Genomic DNA, 16,656 nt, shown 5'->3' on the forward strand with positions numbered 1-16,656 from the left:
AAAGGCGGCATATGCCGCCTTTTGTTATTATGTACCGTATTAAAAAGCGAGTGGGAAGAGCGACGCTTACTCATCTATTTGAGGATGAGAGTATTGCTGATATTCAGGTAACTCTTTTCTTAAATTACTAAATGTCGCCCATGCACTTTCTTTTGAGAGTTTGTTGATCAGCCAGTTTGGCAATAGACCTCCGGGGTCAGCAAACGCCTTGTATTCCACGAGTGTTGTATCGTTTGTGAGTTTTTGTAACTCCCAAGTCGCATCAACCGAGCGAATTCGAACATAACCATTTTGTTCAGCAAGATATGAGTCAGGTGCGCTTTTGATTTCTATGGTGAATCCCAGCTCATCGACCCAGTACTTTGAGTAGGTGACCATATCCCGATTTTTGGCAGGCCATGGTGCTTTAAACTGGGTGTAAACGATGTTCTCGGTGGCCGATATCTGATTTAAAACCCGGCTATGACTGGCATTGTCAATCCAGTTCGGGATATTGTCACTGTCTTCCAGTAGCGTTAAAAATGCACCATAGCTGGTGGGTGTGAACATCCGGGCACGGATCTCAACTAAACCGTCACTATGTTCTCGGGAGTAAATTGTGATTCCATCCTTGTCACTCTCGAACTGCCAGTTCTCGTTGGCGCTCGCATCAGTGCCAGCGGATATCAATGTGGCGAGTGTTAAGGCGCCCATTCTTAAATGCAACATCATGTTAGTATCCGCCAACTTTTCCTAAATTTAAGTTTATACGATTTGTCGTAACTATAAGGACAATAGTATGTTTTTTGTTATCGTTCTGAAGGTTGCTCTGCACTGAAGCCACGTTGAATGTTGGTGAAGGTAAGCGATGCAAATATTACGATAACGATCGCTAGATGCCATGCTTGACTCAATCCAAGCTGCACCAGAGTTAAGCTGACCAATGAGGAGACGACCATTTGTCCACCACCAGACATTGCCGCTGCGGCACCTGCTTGCTTTTTATAAGGTTGCATTACCATCGCTTGTGCACAAGGTAGGGCAATACCATTACCCAAGATCATTAATAGCTGTCCTAGCATCAGAAATAGAGGCTCAACAGGACAGAAAAATAACCATATTGCGGCAGCGAGGTGAAGAAATGGGGTGCAAAGCAGCATTTTTTTATTGCCAATAATTGGCCTTACTCGGTTACAAATCGTGGTACCACATAACATACCCAAAGCGGGAATGAGCGCCCACATCGCGTATTGAGCGGAGGTCATGCCAATTTGATCTTGCATGATAAATGGCATCACAGAGACTGTCGTAATCATTAAGCTGAAGTTTAACCAACTGATACTGGCGAAACTCATAAAGTAACGAGACGTAAGTAAGCTCTTGTATTGGAGCAACATTTTTCGGGGTGACGGAATGACAGAACGTTTTGCGATGGTTTCTGTGAACTTAAAGGCGATGATTACCCAGGCCAGCGAGACATAGCCCAACAGAGAAATAAACACCATACTCCAACCGAAGTGGAAGTTGATAAAGCCGCCAATCACAGGTGCAATAAGTGGCGTGATTGAAGCCGCCATGGCGATGTAAGACATTGCCACTGGGAGTTCATCCCCGCTAAACCTATCTCGAGTCGACGCCCTCGCGAGTACCGCGCAGCATCCTGTACCTAACCCTTGTAAAAAGCGCCCCATCACCATCCCTGTAAATGTGTCACTGAAGAAAATAATCATCAGCAGACCAGACATCGCGATGAGTAAACCGGTAAGTAATACTCTTTTTCGTCCTAAAGCATCTGACACTGGCCCGTAGATAAATTGTGAGGGGCCAAAGCCGAGCAAATAAATACTCACAAGTAGTTGAGCTTGGTCGAGGGAGATGGAAAAGTCTTTTGCTATCCATGGCAAAGAGGGCATGACTAGCCCCATGCTCAACTGGCCAACGCTAATAATAAGACAGGCGAGTAGTATAGTATGAAAGTTGATTGGGCGACTCATGACTGGTCTCCATTCAAACAACCTTTTTGGCGTCGTGATCTTAAGCCGCCTTCGTCATCCACTTCATTTAGCTTTGCTTTGACCCGCTTCACAGTCGATAGACTGACTTCGCATTTCTCTGCTACGTTTTGCAATGTGTAGCCTTCTAGCAGTAACGTTGCGATCTGTTGGTGTTTGGTTTTGTTTGCGGGGCGGCCGCGAAACTTCTGTTTCCATAATTCTGGCTGCTCTTTAATGGCCTGTCGCCCTTGCTCTGCGGCAAACAGGCGATGTTCAGTCTGCACTTTCCCATATCCAGATAACACTGTGAGTAGTGTTTGAGTTTGAACAGAACCTGGCTCAAAAGTTAGTGATTCACATACGGTTTTCAATGTTACCCCTTTATCGAGTAGCATTTTTATCGTGTTCAATGCTTGACTAAAGTCGCGACCAAATGCGGTCAGCCACCAGAGCACAATCGTATCCCCAGCTCTGACGGAATCGAGCAGTCGTAAGAATGCCTCTCTCTCGGTTGGAGGCATGCAACCACGAACCTTATCCTCAAAATGCTGAGCTTCGGGCGCAAAAGCTTTTAGAGTATTAAGGTGCTCTTGGTAAGCTCGATTTTTTGGCGAATAGCGAGTGTAAAGATACGTGGTCATAAGGATTATGAGCCTTTTTTGTTTGGTTCATATAGTGTAATGGCTCACAAATATACATGGGTTCATTAATACTGACAACACTAAATGAGCCGTTTGGGAGTCAGAGGCACATAAAAAAGCCAACCGAATGGCTGGCTATAGCTATTTAAGCTTTTGTTGTCTGTCGCTCGATTAACTTCACTGGCACCATCATTTTTACTAGGCTTCCGTTTTTCGTATTAATTTGATCAACAATGATCTTCACGCATTCGCGAGCGAGGCGACGGAAATCCTGGCGGAATGTGGTTAATTGATAGCTTAACCATTCTGTCTGAGGAATATTATCAAAGCCAATGACTTGTAAGTCCTGAGGAATGCTCAACCCGCATTCTATACGAGCGATATCCATGACCGCCATCGCAAGGTTATCGGTTGCACAGAACACCGCTTCAGGCCGATTTTTGTCTGCCAGTATGGCACGGACTTTATCAAGTGAGCTCGCGTAGTCATAACTGGCTTCAATGATGCGTGGCGTCTTGCCGGTTAGGTCTTCAAATTCAGAGCAGAAGCCGCTTTGGCGTTCGTCATTCGTAAAGGTTGGCACTTCTCCCGTCAAATAAACCGCGTTCTTCACGCCACTTTTATGCAGAAGTTGCGCGGCTTGTTGGCCTGCTTCGTAGTTGTCACTGATAACGTAGCTACTCCTAGTACCTTCAACAACTCGTGCGTATTGAACAATTGGGATATTAAACTCTTCACATTCTTCATAAAGGGACTTATTGAAGGTTGCGGAAGCGGCAATGACACCATCGACGCGATACTGGAAGATATTTGGGATTGAGTGACCCTCTTCTTCATCCACTTGCCATGGAATCAATACGGCAGAATAACCTTTTTTCTGTAACTCACTGGAAATTAATTGCAGTGTTTTCATATGGATAGGGTAATCCGCATCAGGAAACACCAAACCTATCAATTTCGATTCGTTTGTGGTCAGGCTACGTGCAAAGGCGTTAGGGCGGTAGTTAAGGGCTTTAGCCGCTTCAAAGACTTTTTGCTTGGTCTTTTCGGATACTGAGCTACCCGGAACAAACACGCGCGATACAGTAGATTGAGAGACGCCTGCCATCTTTGCCACATCTTTTGATGTGACTACGTGTTTAATTGATTTCATGAATAAAACTTAGTTGCCAGTAATTGAGGTCGTAAGACTAGCATAAATAGGTACGTATTCATAAATGTTCTGACGGGGTATCCTAAGTAGAATAATGGCTTTGGAGTGTTAAAAAGCAAAATGTGGGTTAACCCATTTGGTTTGCTTTGAGCTAGCACTAGATCTAGAGCGTAGATACTGTCCGTTTGTTGGACGTACAGTATCTACGTAAAGAACATTAATTTGCTTGTTTGACTGCAACTTTACGTTTTGGGGAGAGGAGTGAATACCCCATGTATCCGATGCAAGCGGTAGCGACAAGAATAGAGCAGCCACGCATAAAGTTAATCAGCATAGGAGCGTTGTCGGTAAACGCGTTGATCCCCCAAAGCATCACGATCGAGAATACAAACATCACTAGTAAGCCATAACATGGAGCATCGATTTTGCCGGGAACGACATACCAACCATCTTCCTTGATTGGTTTATTTAGACGAGCATATTCCGCTTGCTGGCCTTTCACTGTGTAAAGATGCATTTCATCTTGTTTACCCGTCAGGAGAAGGCTAGCAATGTAAGCGACAACGGCATTCACAAGGACTCCAATCACGCAATACCAAGGCCACGCAATATCGGTCGCAACGGCTACATACCAAATCACCAAGAAGCTAGCAGCAACGCCAATTAACAAGCCTTTTTCCGTAATGTGTTTTGAGTAGAAACCAAGGACGAACATACAGAAGCTCGCACCGACAAAGTAAGAGCCTGCCTTACTCAGCACTTCCAGTACCGAGCCTGTGCTGGTGGCAAACATGATCGCTGGAATGATGACCAAAATCGCCCACGCAACCGTGAAGAAGCGCGATACTTTCAAGTAGTGCTCTTCCGATTCGTTTTGTTTGTAGAAGCGCTTGTAGAAGTCAGCCACTGACACCGTCGCCATTGAGTTAAAGGCGGAATCAAGACTCGACATACTTGCCGCCAGAATCGCTGCTGCAATGATGCCCATCAAGCCTGGCATTCCATATTCACTTGCATAATGAAGAATGATGGTGTTGCCGTTTTCAAACTCTTTACCGTCGTAATAAGCGTTGAATAGGACACCAAGCAAGATAAAGACAAAGTAAATAAAGAAGGCCACGTAGCCCATCATCAACATTGCCTTTTTCGCATCGCCCATGTTTTTCGCGGCCATACAACGTTGTACCATCATCTGGTTACCGCCATACACGGTGGTGTGGAACATCGTCATTGCGATAACGCCGGCCCATACCGTCGTTACTTGGCTTAGGTCAAAACTTGTTTGTAGAGCATCGGTCATTCCTTTCGCTTTGAGTTCTGCCATGACCTCCGTCATTGGAGCAGGCATGCCATTCCAAACGGCTTCAATGATGATGAATGCGCCAATAAATAAGATTACTGCTTGAATCACATCGGTCCAAATGACAGCCGCGATACCGCCCATTACGGTGTAGATAAGGGCAATTGCAGTGACGATCATGATGCAGTACATCACGTCGATACCAGTAATGAACTCTAAAATCATTGCTGTCGCATAGAGTACCGCTGCCGAGCTCAATGCTTGTTTGATAAGGAAGATAAACGACAAAGTCAGTCGTGAAGCCTTACCGAAGCGTCGTTCTTGATACTCGTAGATGGAGGTTAAACCGTTGTTGTAGAAAAACGGCATAAACACAGCCACGATGAAGAAGATCACCAGCGGATAATTTAGGTGAATCGCGATAACCGACAGGCCTTCTTTGTAAGACCAAGCTGGCCCGCCAAGGAACGACATGGCACTCACGTAAGTACAAACGACAGAAATACCGATCGCCCACCAAGGGATGCTCTTATCACCCAAGGCGAATTGGCTAGCCGAAGTGACTCGCTTTCCGATTACTGCACCCAGTACTAGCGTGAGGGCGATGTATCCCCCAAGGATGCTCCAGTTAAGTGCGCCAAACTCATGCATAATTAGGTCCTTCTAACTGTTCTTTCATTTGTGCAAACACGTCATAGCCAAGTTGCAGCAGGATATGAACGATGTCGATCGCCACCCAGTTTTCCTTCAGTAAATCGCCTTCGCGTCGCCAAATGTCCATAACGCGAAGTTCGATGTGTTTTCCGGTTGGGGCAAGACCGAGCCAGCCACTGTAACCAGTGTGAGTACCATGCATATGTGGCCAACCACCTGTGGATACGTAGTCATTTTTGGCCAAAAAATTGACCTCAATATCGACACTTCGATCTGGGAACGCAAACACAAATGGCGCTTGATGGTGGTTACGGAAACCTTTGATACCGCGCGTAGTACCAATACCAGCAGGGCCGTACCACATGAAGTCATTGTGCCAGTAGTTTTCAAGATCCATCGAGAAAAGATCTTTGCCATCAAAACGACCCAAGCAAGACAGCATATCTTCAACCAGCTGGGCGCTCTTTTCACTTTCTTCCAAAGACACAACAGATTGTTGAATACCGTTAGAAGTTGCAGGAGAAGGAACCAAGCCATCGTGACCTAAGCTTTTACGAAGAGGGTTGCAGCCTGCTTGATTCATCGCATCGATGAAGTCTGGAATCATGTAAGAGTCGGTGATTTGGTCGTTCTCCACACACACCATTTCGGTGTAACGCAAGTAGAGTGTTTTCCCTGTTGCTGGGATGCCAAACAGTGGTTGTTCAAATGTACCGATAAAGTAGCCGGTAGAGTTGTACCAAGTGCGGCCTTCGTATTCGCCGTGCATAACAATTATTGGTCGGCGCTCGGCGTCAGGCAAAGCATTAACAAGTGGTGAGAGGAAAGATTCGTGGGTTGCATCTGGGCCATTAAGATCGTTCACAGGGTGCGCCACGCACCATTTTACGTCAGGGTTCAAAGTTTGCAGAGCGGCCTGTTTTTGCTCGATGTCTGCGGCTTTGAAGTAGTTCTGGTAGAACTGTTCGATGATGTTGAGTGACATGTTGCTTCCTTACTGTCTGTGATTTTAATAAATAGTGTTTAGTCAGCCGTTAGCCTTGCTGAAGCAGGATTTGCTTCCAGATTGCGGTCTCGTCAAACAAAGTGAATTCGCGACGAAGACCCCAAGGGCCAAACTCAGCGTGGCTGATCCCCATGATGTAAACCTCTTTTCCTGAAGGCTTACCAAACATCCCATATCCCTCATGCTTACCGTGCAAAGACCATCGAATTGCCGCGCGTGGTGACATCATGTCGTCATCTCGGCCAATACGATGGTGAACGGTAAATTGAGCATTTGGGAAAGACGCACGAAGTACCATCCAAAAATGATCGACTTCCGAGTGTGATAGGGCAGTTTGACCGCCAGTGTATTCGCCGATGCAAGCGCGGTCGTACTCTTTCGGTACTATTGAGAACTCGGCATTCATAAGGCTTCTGAGAATTGCTTCATAACACTGACCATATTCGTTGTCGTTGCCTACGCCCAAATAAGGTCCAGGAATGTCGACTTCAGGTGTGAACGGAAATGGGCTTGATTCCACGCCACCTTCAAATTCGATTTGTTGGCGTGCAAACTCTTCTGACGTCATGCCCAGTTGCTTCGCGATATCGGCTTGATCGCGAACCAACCATTCGTCATTGATTTGGTTATTGATAGCGTGGCAATCTGCGATAATACGGAAACGAAGTTTGCGGTTCGAGGCTTGCCCGTAGAAGCCGTTGCCACTGTGTGTTGCAGTAGAGATGATTCGATGAGAAGAAAGCATGCCTTGTTCCGGGGTGCCTGACCAAATGACGTCTTCGCCATATAGCGTGCGATCGGGAAACTCGGCCAGTGTCGCCATTGTTGCACTGATCACCCCTTCGTTTCCTTGAACGATAGAGAGTGGAGTACGCACAACAATGTCGGGAGAGTAGTAGTGTTCTAAGGTGTTTAAACCTCGGTCTTCCCAAATCTCTTTTGTGATACCAAGAATGTAGTCGGGAAAATCACGCCACTTTTCATCGAAGCCAACCATGGCCATAAATCACCTCCGTAATTGAATAATTATGTTTTGATTACGTATTCAAAATATATCATGTTGCCATTTTGTCAACGGATTGTTTTTCGATTGTTTAAATAGCGTGCTGATGATCAGGTTTTTAACAATTGAGCGGAAAATAAACTAAAAAAGTACAGGAGAGATGGAAGCTATCTCTTATCGAGACGTGTTAATAAGAAAGGAGGTCAAAGTTTTTTGTATGAATTTCCTAATATCTTATTGTTTTTTAATCGCTTAATTTATTTTGATCTGTTTGAATGGAAACAAATGATTAAGCCAAAACTGATAATCATGCAGATCAAGGCACCCAAATAGACTTTATCGCTAATATTCAGCTATTTTGGTGTCAATTATCCTTATATCTTTCAAATTCTCCTTTTGCATACGAATGCTTAAAGGCTTTTTTATTAAATCGGAAGTAGATAACGAATAAGCCACTAGAAAGGTATTTATCTAGTGGCTATAACAGTCATAAGCGCTCTATGAGTGCAACGATCAGGATAAAAGCGCAGGTAATGATAGCGAGATGGCAGGGATGAAGGTAATCAACATCAAGGCCACTATCATTGCCCCAATCCAGCCCATAATGGCTTTAGAGAGCGACTCTATCGGTACTTTGCCTACCTGACTTGCCATAAACAGGTTGGCACCCAGAGGAGGCGTAACAAAGCCAATGGCCAAGTTCACGATCATCACGATCCCAAAATGAACGGGGTCCATGCCGAGTGCTGACGTTATGGGTAGCAGAATTGGCGTGAGAATAACAATGGCCGCCAGCGTTTCCATAAAGGTACCGACGAGCAACAACAGGACATTGATGCAAAGCAGTATCAGAAGTTTGTTTTCGGTAATCGATAGAATGAACTGAGCAATTTCAGTCGGCAGACATTCTAGGGTCAATATGCGGCCAAACGTCACGGACGCACCCACAATGACGAGCACAGCGCCAACTAACAGTGACGACTCTAGAATGATTTTCACCACTTGCGCTGGTTTGAGTTCTTTATAAACAAACATGCCAAAGAATAAGCCATAGAGAACTCCGATGGCGGCTGATTCGGTAGGCGTGAAGATACCAGAATAGATACCGCCGAGAATGATCACGGGTAGTAGCATTGCCCAACTGGCTTCTTTTAGCGCATCAAGACGCTCTGCCCAGGTCGCTTTGCGCTCGTTACCTGTGTAGCCCCGCATTTTTGACACAATTAGACAATAGCCGATCAATACCATACCGACGACCAAGCCAGGAATGATTCCCGCCATGAACATCTTAGTGACGGAGACTTCAGCAGTGATCGCGTAGACGATCATCACCACAGAGGGTGGAATAATGACGCCAATTCCGCCGGAGGACGCGATTAAAGCACCTGCAAAGCTGCGGTCGTAGCCTTTCTTCACCATCGAAGGAATCATCGTCAGGCCGATAGCGGCAACAGTGGCAGACCCTGTACCAGAGATGGATGCGAAGAACATACACGCCACAATGGCCACGATACCAAGCCCGCCAGTAAAGTGGCCAAAGAAGACCTCCGCCACATGCAATAATCGTTTTGAGATCCCTCCTTGGCTCATAAGGTTACCTGCTAAGGTAAAAAGAACGACGGCGAGGAGAGGGAAGGAGTCGAGCCCTGTCACCAAGCCTTGTACTAAAAACTCGATGTTAAGGAATGGCAGGCTTAATATCGCGACCATACTGGCTGCCGCCAGAGCAATACCGACCGGAACGCCAATGAGCAGAAGCAGACCAAAGCTGCCAAACAAAAGTGCAGACGTCATGCGTTAAACTCCAATAGTCGGTTAGAAGTACGATACTTTGCTTTGATATGGCGATAGCGTTGGCGAGAAAAGCGAACTCGTTCATTGCTGGTGGAGCACGCGTTCACACGTTGATAAATGCTTGTCACTAGGCGCGCGCAGCTTAATAGTGCGCAAACTAAAACAGAGGCATACAAACACGCAATAGGAATTTCCATTGCGGGTGCAATCTGACCGAGTTGCAGGCTGCGGTTTATAACCTTAAATCCAAACCAGGCGACAGTGGCACTAAAGGCAAGGTAGATAAGATCAGAGACAATCAAACTGAATTGCGTCCAATTGCCCGGAAGTTTATCGATGAACACACGAATGCGGATGTGTCGATCATCTCGGATACAGTAGCTGATGCTCAGGTACATCGCCCATACGAATAAATAACGAGCCAGCTCTTCAGCCCACGCGATCGTTGCATCGAACAGGCGTAGGGCGATTTGCAAGCACAGTAAAGTTGTCATCGCTGAGATCGCGATAACGATAAGGGTTGGTTCTAGGTATTTGCCTAGTAAGCGAAACCACTTCATGTTCACCTCCAAAACGAGAAAGCACGACCTGTTGCCAGATCGTGCAAAAGAGTGGGAGTTATAGGCGTTCTATCTCGGCAATCACGTTGTCAAACAAGTCTTCACCTGTCTTGCTACGCAGATCTTGGTACACGGCTGCATTCATTTTTTCTTTCATGATGCTGCGTACCTCGTCTGGGACGATGTTAACCGTCATGCCTTTTGCTTCGAGCTCTTTGATTACTTCTTGGTTTTGCTTAGCGGCGAGCTCACGCTGTTTTGCGATGGTTTCTTTGCTTACTTCACTGATCAGCGCTTGTTGTGCGGCCGGCAGTGAATCCCAAAACGATTTGTTCATGAACAACACGTAGTTGGTGTATATATGGTTAGTTAAAGAGAGGTACTTTTGTGCCTCGTAAAAACGTTCGGCATAAATAGAGTAGATAGCACTTTCTTGAGCGTTAATCAGGCCTTGTTGTAACGAGGTGAAAATTTCTCCCCAAGACAGAGGTGTTGGCGCAGTACCAATAGATTTCCACGCGCTTATTTGAGTGGGGTTAGATGCCGAGCGAATCTTTAGCCCTTTCAGGTCCTCAATACTATCAATTGGCTGTTTGTTGTTGGTCACGCTACGAAAGCCGACCTCCATAAAGCCAAGTCCATGAAAGCCTTTTGATTCCATAGCATTCAACAATGGTTGTCCGATCTTCTCACTGTCGAGCGCTTTGTGTGCTTGCTCTTCGCTATCAAAAAGGTAGAACACGTCGAGCACGTTAAACTCTGGGACGTAGGGAGAGAGTAAAACTGACGCACCAAACGTCATTTGTAAGTTGCCTTGCTGTACGAGTTCAGTCGTCTCACGCACATCGCCTAGTTGTCTTGCCGGATAGATTTCAACTTCTATCTCACCGTTTGAGCGAGCTTCCACTTCTTGTTCGAAATAGAGCATTGCTTTGTGTACGGGAGAGGTTTCTTGACTGTCATGAGCAAGACGAATAACACTGGTTGCAAACGTATTCATACTGCTAAATGCAAGCCCCAATGCGGTAAGTGAAGTAAGGATTGCTTTCTTCATCGTTCTTCCTTGTTTCTGGTATGACCTGCCATGGGCATTCGTTGGCAAGTCACACAACTTTTTATGTTTTTATAAATTAGTTGAGCAATTCATATCCATTTTGCATACGAATCCAAAATAAAACATTAAAGTAACAAGTCAATAACAAGATTGATGAATTGATGAGGTATTAAATAACGATTGGTGAAAATTTAATCGCGATCACAGAAAATGCCTTACTCGAAAGCAAGGCATTTTGTTTTATGAAGAATGAATAAAAATGGATTTATTAAATGGTGCTACTACGTTCGATCAAGGTGCCTTGCTCGAAAAGGTATTCGCCAGTTGCATCCAGGTTGCCGTTGATTCGATTCATCAAGTCTTCAACCGCTCGTTTAACAATTTTGTCGACTGGTTGAGCAATGGTGGTCAAATCATAGCTCGGCCATGCAGACATCGGAATGTTATCTACACCCATCACAGAGAAGTCTTGGGGGATCTTTGTTCCGGCTTGTCGCAAGCCATCCATCACACCCATGGCGAGGATGTCGTTTGCACAAAAAATTGCATCGGGTTTGCTAGTGTGCGACAAGATCGCTTTCGCTGCTTCTAAGCCTGCTTCAAAGCTGTACTTGGCTTGGATAAAGGTTGGTGATGGGGAGCCGAGTTCTTGCAACTTTGAAGAGAAACCCAGCCAACGCTCTTCACTGGTCATGGAGCCAGCATCGCCACTGATATAAGCACACTGTTTTGCGCCTTTCTGCGTTAAATACTCGGCTGCTTGTTGGCCCGCCAATCGGTTATCAATACCAGAGCTGTTGGCATTAATGCCTTCGGCGTAGCGGTTGATCAAGCTTAAATGAACGCCAAACTTTTCGCATTGGGCAAACGCGCGTGAGGTTAAACGGCTGGTGGCGATAACGAGTCCGTCCACTTGGTATTCAATGGCGCGTGAAATGGCGAGATCGAGGTCGTCCTTGTCGATAGGGCAAAGCACAACTTGTCCGCCTCGCTTTTGAATTTCGACAGCCAAAGCACGAGATTGCATGTCGTACATTGGGTTTGATTCGCTATCTAACGCAATCGCCACTAAGCCTGAACGATTCGAAATCAGACCTCGGGCGATGGCATTCGGTGTGTATCCGAGCTTAGCTGCGGCATCCATCACCATTTTGCGTTTCTTCTCGCTAATACTCGCAGTCGGGCTGAATGCTCTAGATACCGTCGATTGAGAGACGCCGAGCATCTTCGCGACGTCGATCGAAGTTACTTTCGCTTTAATGGTGATACTCCTTATTTAAGGCCATTGAACCTTCTCATACGTGCTGAGTTGAGTGTATGGGCTAGGGGATTTCTGTGTCTAGAGCATTACATTGATAAGGCGTAAATATCAGAGAAAACTCAAGAATTCATCACATTTCTCTCTTGCTTGAAGCCATCAATGATCATTTTGTGTTCAGAGCCAACACAAAAGAAGCTAACGCCGAGTTCACGCCATTCCCGAGCTTGTTGAGCCGTCGCGACAAACATGCCAACAGGTTTATTGGCGGCTCTGGCCGCTTCGATTACTCGCATACTTGCTTGTGCGACTTTCTCATCATGAACGCTATCAGCACCATAAGCGACAGTGAGATCAACTTGGCCAATGAAGAGCGCATCAATTCCTTCAACATTGGCAATCGCTTCAACATTTTCAACCCCTTGAGGGTCTTCAATTTGTGCAATGACAATCGTATTCGCACGGCTGTCTTTTAAGTGTTCAACCATGGGCTTAGTGGCGTATTGCGCTGCTCGACTGGAACCAGCATACCCTCGGCCACCTTCGCCGTAATGGCAGATTTTCGCCAGTTGCGTCGCTTGCTCAGCAGTACAAACATGGGGAATTTGTACACCCGCCGCGCCACAGTCAAGCGCGTTCAAAATGGTTGAAGGAGCGCTGTCTTGTACTCGTACCACGCACGCGAGCTCATTCGCTCTGGCCGCCATGATGCACAGATCAAGCGAGGAGCGATCGAAAGGTGCGTGCTCTGCATCCAGTACCACAAAAGGCAACTCTGCCAGTGCCAATACTTCGATAATGTGAGGGTGAGGGGTTTTAACAAATGTACCTAATATCGTTTCTTGATTCAGACGTTGTTTAAAATTGCTCATGATTCTCTCCTTTGCAAAGGTATGCAAAAACTAACATGTAGAAATGTAAATGATGAGTAAAAATGATGTGATCTAAAACTCATTTTTGATTAAAAATTAAACTTAATTAAGGTCCTTATTACTTGCTTTTATTTGTTTAAACTAATAAATACAAAGGCTTAAGGAATGTTTTTGTGGTTTGTTGACTTAACTTGTCAAATGTTAATTAAGTGTTTAATCTGATTTTGCATTCGTATCCAAAAGTATAAAAATAACCGTTCGTCAGCCTCAATGTTCAAGGAGAAACCCAATGGCACGCATTTTAAAAAACGGAATCACTGAAGAAGCATCAGCATCAAACGACGCAAAAGTGCGTCAGATTGTTGAAAACATTCTTGCTGATATTGAATCGAAAGGTGATAGCGCTGTACGTGAGTTGTCTGAAAAGTTTGATAACTGGTCGCCGGAGCAATTCCGCCTGTCAGAAGAGCAAATCCAAGCCTGTGTGGATGCGCTTGATGAATCGACTCGTCATGATATCGAGTTCGCTCAGCAACAAGTTCGAAACTTTGCTCAAATTCAACGTGACTCAATGAAAGACGTCGAAGTAGAAACCATGCCTGGTGTGGTACTGGGGCATAAAAATATTCCAGTAAACAGCGTGGGTTGTTACATCCCTGGTGGAAAATACCCATTGGTTGCATCCGCTCACATGAGTGTACTGACGGCGAAAGTCGCGGGCGTAAAACGTGTTATTGCTTGTGCGCCTCCGTTTAACGGCCAGCCGAACGTCGCGATTGTCGCTGCGATGGCAATGGCGGGTGCGGATGAAATCTACTGCTTCGGTGGTGTTCAGGCGGTAGGTGCAATGGCTCTTGGTACAGAGACTATTGCGCCAGTCGATATGATTGTAGGGCCGGGTAACGCATTTGTGGCAGAGGCAAAACGTCAGTTGTTTGGTCGCGTTGGTATCGATTTGTTTGCAGGGCCAACGGAAACCTTGGTCATTGCTGATGAGAAAGGCTGTGACCCGGAATTGGCAGCGGCAGACTTGCTTGGTCAGGCTGAGCATGGTTACAACTCTCCCGCTGTATTGTTGACCAATAGCGAAACATTTGCGCAAGAAACCATCAAAGAAATTGAACGTCAGTTAACCATTCTTCCAACGGCTGAAGTCGCGGGTAAAGCGTGGGCAGATTACGGACAAGTGATTGTGTGTGATAGCTACGAAGAAATGGTGGAAGTGGCAGACGATATTGCATCTGAACATGTGCAAGTGATGACAGAAGATCCTAAATACTTCCTAGATAATATGACCAACTACGGTGCCTTGTTCCTAGGTCGTGAAACCAACGTTTCTTACGGCGACAAATGTATTGGTACCAACCATACACTGCCAACGAAGAAAGCGGCGCGATACACCGGTGGTCTTTGGGTAGGTAAATTTATCAAGACCTGTACTTACCAGCGTGTAACGGAAGCTGCGTCCCTCAAAGTCGGTGAGTATTGCTCTCGCTTGTGTGCACTCGAAGGTTTTGCTGGCCACAAAGAGCAAGCGGATATTCGTGTGCGCCGTTACAAAGGCAAAGTGGAAGAGGCGTAATATGTCGAAACTTGCCTTAGTCACAGGCGGCAGTGGCGGACTGGGTGCCGCCATTTGTCGCAAGCTAGCTGAATCGGGATATCGCGTAATTCTGACTTACAACAGTAATCAGAAAGCGGCCGAGGATGTGCTTTCCTCGCTGCCACGTAACGAGCATCTAGCATTCAAATTGAACGTGGCAGATTCTAGTGCGATTGAACAGCTTAAACATCAAGTCAGTGAAATAAGCGACAAGCTGGATTTGTTGGTCAACTGTGCGGGGATGACGAAATTCGTCGCGCACTCTGATTTGCAAAGTTTAGATGACCAGCTGTTTGACCAAATTTTCCAAGTGAACGTCCGTGCGCCTTTTGCCATGGTTCGAGCGTTTGAGCCTTGGCTTAAGCAAGCCAATGGTTGTGTGGTGAACATTACTTCTATCGCGGCACAGACTGCGATGGGGAGCAACATTGCTTACTGTGCAAGTAAATCTGCCGCGGAGAACATGACCCGTTCTTTAGCTCGCGCTCTGTCTCCCGAGGTTCGCGTTTTGGCTGTTGCTCCAGGGCTTGTCGACACTGAGTTTGTCAAAGGCTTGGATGACGCATGGCGTAATCAACAAGAACAATCCACACCGCTTAAGCGTTTAGCCAATGATGAAGAAGTCGCTCAAGCCGTGTACGCCGCGGCAGATCTTCTGACCTTCTCGACAGGCAATACCATCGCGGTTGATGGTGGGCGACCTTTAGGTCTGTAACACACTTTAGGTTTGTAACTAACAATTCAAAGGCTAGGTCCAAACAAGGACAACAAGGATTTACAATGACTCTACAATCTAAAATGAATAATAACCTGGTCCGCTACATGGAACTGATTCCGGGTACGAGTGCGTTTATTGATGCGCGCACGCCAGGCAGTGATCTCAAAGATAACTTTTGCATTATCGGTGCTGGGGTGGCAGAGAGCAGTCGTCAGCATGTTCATATTCGCGATACGGCGGGCTTTAACATTGGTGCCGCAGGCCAACCGCCGGGCATCAAAAATTCGTTGCACTCTCATCGTACCGCCGAGCTTTTCTTGGTGTTCAAAGGTCAGTTCCGTTTTTATTGGGGGAACGATGGAGAGCATGAGGCGGTGTTGTCTCACGGTGACGTCATCTCGATTCCAACCAATCTCTTCCGTGGATTTGAAGTGGTTGGCCGCGATTACGGCTTTATGTTCTCGGTACTTGGCGGCGACGATTCAGGTGGCGGCGTTATTTGGCATCCAAACGTTATTAAAGACAGTCAAGGTTATGGTTTATACCTCAAAGCCGATGGCACACTCGTGGACACCATTAATGGCGACCCGGTGCCACAAGAATCAGAATTGATGCCGCTGCTTACCGAAGAAGAGCTCGCGACCTTCGATACCTACACCGCAGAAGAGATGATGCCATTTGTCGCTCTGCAAAAAGATTATCGTGAAATCAAAGGCGATTTCGGCGGAAGCAACGTGAAACAATACGCCTTAACGGGTCATCCTTTGGCGAGTTATGACTTCCAAGTAAAGAGTGAAGATGAAGTGAGCATCATGGCTTATGAGCTTTCTGAAGGTGGCTCGATTCCTCAACACTGCCGAGAAGAAAAACAAGTACTTATCAACTTTGATGGCGATACAGAGGTGGTCCTCACGCATCAAGGCGAACAAGCTAATGTTGTTTTAACGCGCGGTGATGTGCTGAATGTTCCAGAAGGTGCGTCATACTCACTGACGAACTTGCGTGGTAATAGTTTGACGTATTGCATTCTTGGCTCTGATCAACCAAAGCCGCTGGCAGGAGAATAA

15 protein-coding genes are annotated in these 16,656 nt (G+C 46.2%); 3 read left to right on the forward strand and 12 right to left on the reverse strand.

The features are described from left to right. Positions 1-66: 66 nt before the first annotated feature. The 12 genes from J4N43_RS16140 to J4N43_RS16195 all read right to left on the reverse strand — a co-directional run bounded on the left by J4N43_RS16140 (position 67) and on the right by J4N43_RS16195 (position 13,268). Entirely contained in the window at positions 67-711 is a 645-nt protein-coding gene (locus tag J4N43_RS16140) for an START domain-containing protein (RefSeq protein WP_102970221.1), read from the reverse strand. A 77-nt stretch (positions 712-788) separates the two neighbouring features. Continuing rightward, positions 789-1,973: a multidrug effflux MFS transporter gene (locus tag J4N43_RS16145; RefSeq protein ID WP_053350169.1), complete on the reverse strand. Its 1,185-nt coding sequence runs from the start codon at positions 1,971-1,973 to the stop codon at positions 789-791. After that, positions 1,970-2,614 carry a recombinase family protein gene (locus J4N43_RS16150; protein ID WP_053350170.1) on the reverse strand — a complete coding sequence of 215 codons (645 nt, stop codon included), beginning with the start codon at positions 2,612-2,614 and terminating at the stop codon, positions 1,970-1,972. The genes J4N43_RS16145 and J4N43_RS16150 overlap by 4 nt, the downstream gene beginning before the upstream one ends. Positions 2,615-2,759: 145 nt before the next feature. Next, entirely contained in the window at positions 2,760-3,767 is a 1,008-nt protein-coding gene (locus J4N43_RS16155; protein ID WP_005374731.1) for a LacI family DNA-binding transcriptional regulator, read from the reverse strand. A 217-nt stretch (positions 3,768-3,984) separates the two neighbouring features. Beyond that, complete coding sequence (locus J4N43_RS16160; RefSeq protein ID WP_005374733.1) at positions 3,985-5,718, reverse strand: sodium:solute symporter family transporter; 1,734 nt, start codon at positions 5,716-5,718, stop codon at positions 3,985-3,987. Then, positions 5,711-6,706, reverse strand: coding sequence for a nuclear transport factor 2 family protein (locus J4N43_RS16165; protein WP_053350171.1), 996 nt, complete (start codon positions 6,704-6,706; stop codon positions 5,711-5,713). Before J4N43_RS16165 ends, J4N43_RS16160 begins: the two co-directional genes overlap by 8 nt. A 49-nt stretch (positions 6,707-6,755) precedes the next feature. Continuing rightward, entirely contained in the window at positions 6,756-7,730 is a 975-nt protein-coding gene (locus J4N43_RS16170) for a nuclear transport factor 2 family protein (RefSeq protein ID WP_053350172.1), read from the reverse strand. A gap of 513 nt (positions 7,731-8,243) precedes the next feature. Continuing rightward, positions 8,244-9,524, reverse strand: a complete 1,281-nt coding sequence (locus J4N43_RS16175) for a TRAP transporter large permease (protein ID WP_158159426.1) — start codon at positions 9,522-9,524, stop codon at positions 8,244-8,246. Next, complete coding sequence (locus J4N43_RS16180; RefSeq protein WP_053350173.1) at positions 9,521-10,084, reverse strand: TRAP transporter small permease; 564 nt, start codon at positions 10,082-10,084, stop codon at positions 9,521-9,523. Before J4N43_RS16180 ends, J4N43_RS16175 begins: the two co-directional genes overlap by 4 nt. A 58-nt stretch (positions 10,085-10,142) precedes the next feature. Next, entirely contained in the window at positions 10,143-11,138 is a 996-nt protein-coding gene (locus tag J4N43_RS16185; protein WP_025768662.1) for a TRAP transporter substrate-binding protein, read from the reverse strand. Positions 11,139-11,406: 268 nt separating this feature from the next. Then, the gene (locus J4N43_RS16190) at positions 11,407-12,363 is read right to left on the reverse strand and encodes a LacI family DNA-binding transcriptional regulator (RefSeq protein ID WP_053350174.1); all 957 of its coding nucleotides are present in this window, start codon (positions 12,361-12,363) and stop codon (positions 11,407-11,409) included. Between the two features lie 155 nt (positions 12,364-12,518). Continuing rightward, on the reverse strand, positions 12,519-13,268 hold the full coding sequence (locus J4N43_RS16195) for an HpcH/HpaI aldolase family protein (RefSeq protein WP_053350175.1): 750 nt from the start codon (positions 13,266-13,268) through the stop codon (positions 12,519-12,521). A gap of 289 nt (positions 13,269-13,557) precedes the next feature. Between J4N43_RS16195 and hisD the strand changes: the two genes are divergently transcribed. The 3 genes from hisD to J4N43_RS16210 all read left to right on the forward strand — a co-directional run bounded on the left by hisD (position 13,558) and on the right by J4N43_RS16210 (position 16,656). Further along, positions 13,558-14,850, forward strand: a complete 1,293-nt coding sequence (hisD, locus tag J4N43_RS16200; protein WP_005374756.1) for a histidinol dehydrogenase — start codon at positions 13,558-13,560, stop codon at positions 14,848-14,850. Between the two features lies 1 nt (position 14,851). Beyond that, entirely contained in the window at positions 14,852-15,586 is a 735-nt protein-coding gene (locus tag J4N43_RS16205) for an SDR family NAD(P)-dependent oxidoreductase (RefSeq protein ID WP_025768659.1), read from the forward strand. Between the two features lie 65 nt (positions 15,587-15,651). After that, a complete protein-coding gene (locus tag J4N43_RS16210; RefSeq protein WP_025768658.1) occupies positions 15,652-16,656 on the forward strand; it encodes a cupin domain-containing protein in 1,005 nt (334 codons plus the stop codon).

Origin of the sequence: Vibrio sp. SCSIO 43009 (genome assembly GCF_023716525.1) — a bacterium.
Classification (GTDB): domain Bacteria; phylum Pseudomonadota; class Gammaproteobacteria; order Enterobacterales; family Vibrionaceae; genus Vibrio; species Vibrio alginolyticus.

What these genes read in the sequence shown, in the direction of transcription:
- J4N43_RS16145 (WP_053350169.1), bottom strand. Translation starts at nt 1,973, where the DNA reads ATGAGTCGCCCAATCAACTTTCATACTATACTACTCGCCTGTCTTATT.
- J4N43_RS16180 (WP_053350173.1), bottom strand. Translation starts at nt 10,084, where the DNA reads ATGAAGTGGTTTCGCTTACTAGGCAAATACCTAGAACCAACCCTTATC.
- J4N43_RS16190 (WP_053350174.1), bottom strand. Translation starts at nt 12,363, where the DNA reads ATGCTCGGCGTCTCTCAATCGACGGTATCTAGAGCATTCAGCCCGACT.
- hisD (WP_005374756.1), top strand. Translation starts at nt 13,558, where the DNA reads ATGGCACGCATTTTAAAAAACGGAATCACTGAAGAAGCATCAGCATCA.
- J4N43_RS16150 (WP_053350170.1), bottom strand. Translation starts at nt 2,614, where the DNA reads ATGACCACGTATCTTTACACTCGCTATTCGCCAAAAAATCGAGCTTAC.
- J4N43_RS16210 (WP_025768658.1), top strand. Translation starts at nt 15,652, where the DNA reads ATGACTCTACAATCTAAAATGAATAATAACCTGGTCCGCTACATGGAA.
- J4N43_RS16185 (WP_025768662.1), bottom strand. Translation starts at nt 11,138, where the DNA reads ATGAAGAAAGCAATCCTTACTTCACTTACCGCATTGGGGCTTGCATTT.
- J4N43_RS16165 (WP_053350171.1), bottom strand. Translation starts at nt 6,706, where the DNA reads ATGTCACTCAACATCATCGAACAGTTCTACCAGAACTACTTCAAAGCC.
- J4N43_RS16170 (WP_053350172.1), bottom strand. Translation starts at nt 7,730, where the DNA reads ATGGCCATGGTTGGCTTCGATGAAAAGTGGCGTGATTTTCCCGACTAC.
- J4N43_RS16195 (WP_053350175.1), bottom strand. Translation starts at nt 13,268, where the DNA reads ATGAGCAATTTTAAACAACGTCTGAATCAAGAAACGATATTAGGTACA.
- J4N43_RS16155 (WP_005374731.1), bottom strand. Translation starts at nt 3,767, where the DNA reads ATGAAATCAATTAAACACGTAGTCACATCAAAAGATGTGGCAAAGATG.
- J4N43_RS16175 (WP_158159426.1), bottom strand. Translation starts at nt 9,524, where the DNA reads ATGACGTCTGCACTTTTGTTTGGCAGCTTTGGTCTGCTTCTGCTCATT.
- J4N43_RS16160 (WP_005374733.1), bottom strand. Translation starts at nt 5,718, where the DNA reads ATGCATGAGTTTGGCGCACTTAACTGGAGCATCCTTGGGGGATACATC.
- J4N43_RS16140 (WP_102970221.1), bottom strand. Translation starts at nt 711, where the DNA reads ATGATGTTGCATTTAAGAATGGGCGCCTTAACACTCGCCACATTGATA.
- J4N43_RS16205 (WP_025768659.1), top strand. Translation starts at nt 14,852, where the DNA reads ATGTCGAAACTTGCCTTAGTCACAGGCGGCAGTGGCGGACTGGGTGCC.